The 3,988-nt window shown below is 70.0% G+C and carries 3 protein-coding genes; 2 read left to right on the top strand and 1 reads right to left on the bottom strand.

Annotated elements, in window-relative coordinates:
- Positions 1-317 precede the first annotated feature (317 nt).
- Together Ahu01nite_RS01375 and Ahu01nite_RS01370 are read left to right on the top strand one after the other, a co-directional pair.
- A complete protein-coding gene (locus Ahu01nite_RS01375; RefSeq protein WP_203834490.1) occupies positions 318-1,316 on the top strand; it encodes a DUF58 domain-containing protein in 999 nt (332 codons plus the stop codon).
- Positions 1,313-2,263, top strand: coding sequence for a VWA domain-containing protein (locus Ahu01nite_RS01370; protein ID WP_203834489.1), 951 nt, complete (start codon positions 1,313-1,315; stop codon positions 2,261-2,263). Before Ahu01nite_RS01375 ends, Ahu01nite_RS01370 begins: the two co-directional genes overlap by 4 nt.
- Before the next feature lie 44 nt (positions 2,264-2,307).
- Here the strand turns inward: Ahu01nite_RS01370 and Ahu01nite_RS01365 are convergent, their stop codons facing one another.
- Positions 2,308-2,529 (bottom strand): hypothetical protein, encoded by a 222-nt coding sequence (locus tag Ahu01nite_RS01365; RefSeq protein WP_203834488.1) that lies wholly within the window; start codon positions 2,527-2,529, stop codon positions 2,308-2,310.
- Positions 2,530-3,988: the final 1,459 nt, after the last annotated feature.

Below are 3,988 nucleotides of genomic sequence, written 5' to 3'. Positions count from 1 at the left end.
CCGCCGCCGGTCAACCCGCGGGCCAGCCCCTGGGCGGGTCCGCGGGCATCGATTACGCCAGCGGGTCGCCTTCCCGAGCGAGCGCCGACTACGCGACCGCGAGCCCCGCCGGCCCGGGCGCAGGCAGCGCGGCGGCGGGCCCGGGCGCAGGCAGCGCGGGCGTGGGATTTGCGAGCGCACCGGCATCGTCACCGAGCCCCGGTCCTCAGCCGACCACCCCCAACGGCGGTTACGCGCCCACAGCGGGCAACGGCCGCGGCACCACCAGGGGCACCAACGGCCGTCCCGCGAAATCCGGGTCAGGCCGCACCGCGGAGCTGCCGCCCCCGATCGCGGGTGCCGGCACCGCACGCGCCGAGGTCGTCCTCGCGCGTCTGCAACTGCTGGTGACCCGCAAGCTCGACGGCCTGCTCCAGGGCGATTACGCGGGCCTGCTCCCCGGCCCCGGCAGCGAGGCGGGCGAGAGCCGCGAATACCGTCCCGGTGACGACGTCCGCCGCATGGACTGGCCGGTCACCGCCCGGACGACGATGCCGCACGTCCGGCGTACAGTCGCGGATCGGGAACTTGAGACCTGGATGGCGATCGACCTGTCGGCGAGCCTGGATTTCGGCACCGCGCGGTATCTCAAGAGTGACCTGGTGCTGGCGGCCGCGACCGCGATGGCGCACTTGACCGTGCGCGGTGGGAACAGGATCGGCGCGGTGGTGGGCACGGGTTCAGGTCTCACGGTACGCAGTGAGCGCGCCTCGTTCTGGAAACGTCGCCGGAAAACCGTCGAGCAACCACCTGAGCAGGCACCGGTCGTGCGCCTCCCCGCGCGGCCCGGTCGTAAAGAGGCTCAGGGACTGTTGCGCGCGATTGCGCGTACCGAGATCAGGCCCGGTCGTGCCGATCTGGGTGAGTTGATCGACATGCTGAACCGGCCACCGCGCCGCCGGGGTGTGGCCGTGGTCGTGTCGGACTTTCTGGCGCCGGTGGAGAGCTGGTCGCGGCCGGTCCGCAAGCTGGGCGTACGCCACGACGTGCTCGCCATCGAGGTGGTGGACCCGCGGGAGCTGGAGCTTCCCGACGTCGGCGTGCTGACCCTCGCCGACCCGGAGACCGGGGTGCTGCACGAGGTGCACACCGGTGACGCGAGTCTGCGCGCTCGGTACGCTGAGGCCGCGGGGCAGCAGCGAGGCGAGATCGCGCGGGCGTTGCGTGCCGCGGGGGCCGCTCACCTGAGACTTCGTACCGACACCGACTGGCTGCTGGACATGGTCCGCTTCGTGGCCGCCCAAAGACACGCTCGCACCCGGGGGACCACCCGATGATTCGTTTCCTGCAACCGTGGTGGCTGCTCGCCGTCCTGCCCGTGCTGCTCGTGGCCGGTGCGTACGTGTGGCGCCAGTTCCGCAAACGTCAGTACGCCATGAAGTTCACCAACGTGGACCTGCTGCGCACGCTCGCCCCCAAGGGACTGGGCTGGCGCAAGCACATCGCGGCCAGTGCGTTCCTGCTGAGCCTGCTGATCCTGGCGCTGGCCCTGGCCCGCCCGTCCGTGGATCGCGACGAGCCCCTCGAACGCGCCACGGTCATGCTGGCGATCGACGTCTCGCTGTCGATGGAGGCGGACGACGTCGCCCCCAACCGTATCGAGGCGGCGCAGGAGGCGGCGAAGGCGTTCGTGCAGGAGCTGCCGCCGACCTACAACCTCGGCCTGGTCTCGTTCGCGAAGGCGGCCAACGTGCTCGTCTCCCCGACGAAGGACCGCGCGGCCGTGATCGCGGGCATCGACGGCCTCACCCTCGCGGAGGCCACGGCGACCGGCGAGGCGGTCTTCACATCCCTCGACGCGATCCGCTCGGTCCCGTCGGACGGCGCGGACGGCGCCCCGCCCGCCCGGATCGTGCTGCTCTCCGACGGCTACCGCACCTCGGGACGCTCGATCGAGGACGCCGCCACGGCTGCCGAGGCGGCGAACGTCCCGGTCTCGACGATCGCGTTCGGCACCGACACCGGCGTGGTTGATATTCGTGGGGCGCTGCAACGCGTACCCGTGGATCGGTTGTCCTTGCAGCAGCTCGCCGAGAAGACCAAGGGTTACTTCTACGAAGCGGCCTCGGTCAGTGAGTTGAAACAGGTCTATGAGGACATGGGCAGTTCGATCGGCCACCGGACCGAACCCCGCGAGATCACCCAGTGGTACGCCGGGACGGCACTGCTGTTCGGTATCGCGGCGGCGGCGTTGAGCCTGCTCTGGACTTCACGCCTGCCCTGACCTTGTGCTCGGCCCTTTCTCTGCAAAGGGCCGAGCATTTCCGGTCACGGGTTGTTGTGGACGAGGACGAACACGACGACCACCCAGGCGGCGGCGATGGTGAAGCTCAGCGGGGCGACAAAACGGTTCATGGCTATGACTTTCCGGTAGGGCGTACGGGGAAAGTGCGCACCAGGAAGTCGCGACCGGGACCCCCTGCCATGTCGCGGCGCAGCGCGGCGGACATCCGGGCACGCGGCGGCGTCCACGGATGTGGCAGGAGGCATCAGGGAAACTGGGTCAGCGGGTCATGACCGGCCCGCGCACCCCGATGACGGGGTGCGAGGAGGGCTCAGAGCGGCTGACGAGCGGCCCGGCCACGACTAGGAGGATCGCTATCTCGCACAGCGATCACCTCCGTCGGTAGGGGCCGTCTAGAACCGAGCCAGACAGTACTCCTTAAGCCCAAATTAAGAAATTCGGCCCCACCGTGTCGTGCGCCACCTCACCCCGGCCACCGCCGCCAGCCCCACCCCGAGCACCGGCAGCCACGCGACGCGATCGAGCACCCATCCACCCCCGTCCGGAACCCCGACCAACCCACCCCGGCCTGCGAAAACAGCCACCGCCCCCAGTAACACACTCTGATGCCAGAGATACACGGGTACGCCCACCCGGCCGGCCTCCCGAACCGCCCTCCGAGCCCACGCCACCCCGGTCCGCCCGGGCCTCCGAAGGGCGAGAAATACCCCTATCTGAGCGACCCCGAGCGCCACAGCCACCAGCGAAGGCGGAGCAAGATTCGACCGCCCGTCCCCCGGCACCCCGACAGCGCTCACGGGATACCCACCGACGGTCACAAGCACCCCGAGCACCGCACCCCCGCCGGCAACCATCCACACCCCATCCCGCCGCCTCCCGAACCCACCAGCCACCGCAATCCCCAGCACCCACGGCACCGCCCACCCCGCCACCACAGCCACCCCACCGGGCAGCAACCCGAGGTCCGTCCCCGCAACCACCACCACCGCCGGAACGGCAACGAGCACGCCATATCGCCCGACCCACCGCACAAGAAACCCGCTGCAGCCCCGCAACACCAGATAAGGCCCCAAAAACCACAACGGACTGACCACAACCAACCCCACAGTCCGCAACGTCCCACCCGGCACCCCCGCAACAACCCCAGCCCCCAGCACAACCCCCCACCCCGCAACCAGAGCCAGAACCCCCCTCCCGGTACGCCCCAGCCCCCCTTTCCCCTGCCCGCACCGCGCCCGCCGTCCGCGCTGCGTCGGGTGTTCGCTCTGCGTCGGGTGTTCGCTCTGCGTCGGGTGTTCGCTCTGCGTCGGGTGTTCGCTCTGCGTCCCGTGTTCGCGCTGCATCTGCTGTTCGCGTTGCGTCCTGCGCTCGCGTTGCGTCCTGCGCTCGCGTTGCGTCCTTCGCTCGCGTTGTGTCCCGTGTTCGCTCTGCGTAGCTGACAGGCGCGACCGAGCGGCGGCGAACCCGCCGGCGAAGAAGAAAAGCCCAAGCGTCTGCAACACCCAACTCACCGGCGCGAACAACGGCATAGCGCTGAGCGGACTGGCATTACGTAACCCATCCGGCCCCACAACGAACCCGGTAACCAGCCAATGCCCCACCACCACGCCACCCATCGCCCAGACCCGCAACGCATCAACACCACGATCCCGAACCGCCACACCACCCGCCCGAGACCCGCCCGACTCGGCCGTGGTGCTCGGC

This window comes from Winogradskya humida, assembly GCF_016862215.1.
In the GTDB taxonomy this organism is placed as follows: Bacteria; Actinomycetota; Actinomycetes; order Mycobacteriales; family Micromonosporaceae; genus Actinoplanes; species Actinoplanes humidus.
This window is presented reverse-complemented; position numbering and strand designations above follow the sequence as displayed.

Coding starts and splice junctions, on each gene's coding strand:
- Ahu01nite_RS01370 (WP_203834489.1), top strand. CDS start 1,313: ATGATTCGTTTCCTGCAACCGTGGTGGCTGCTCGCCGTCCTGCCCGTG.
- Ahu01nite_RS01365 (WP_203834488.1), bottom strand. CDS start 2,529: ATGCCTCCTGCCACATCCGTGGACGCCGCCGCGTGCCCGGATGTCCGC.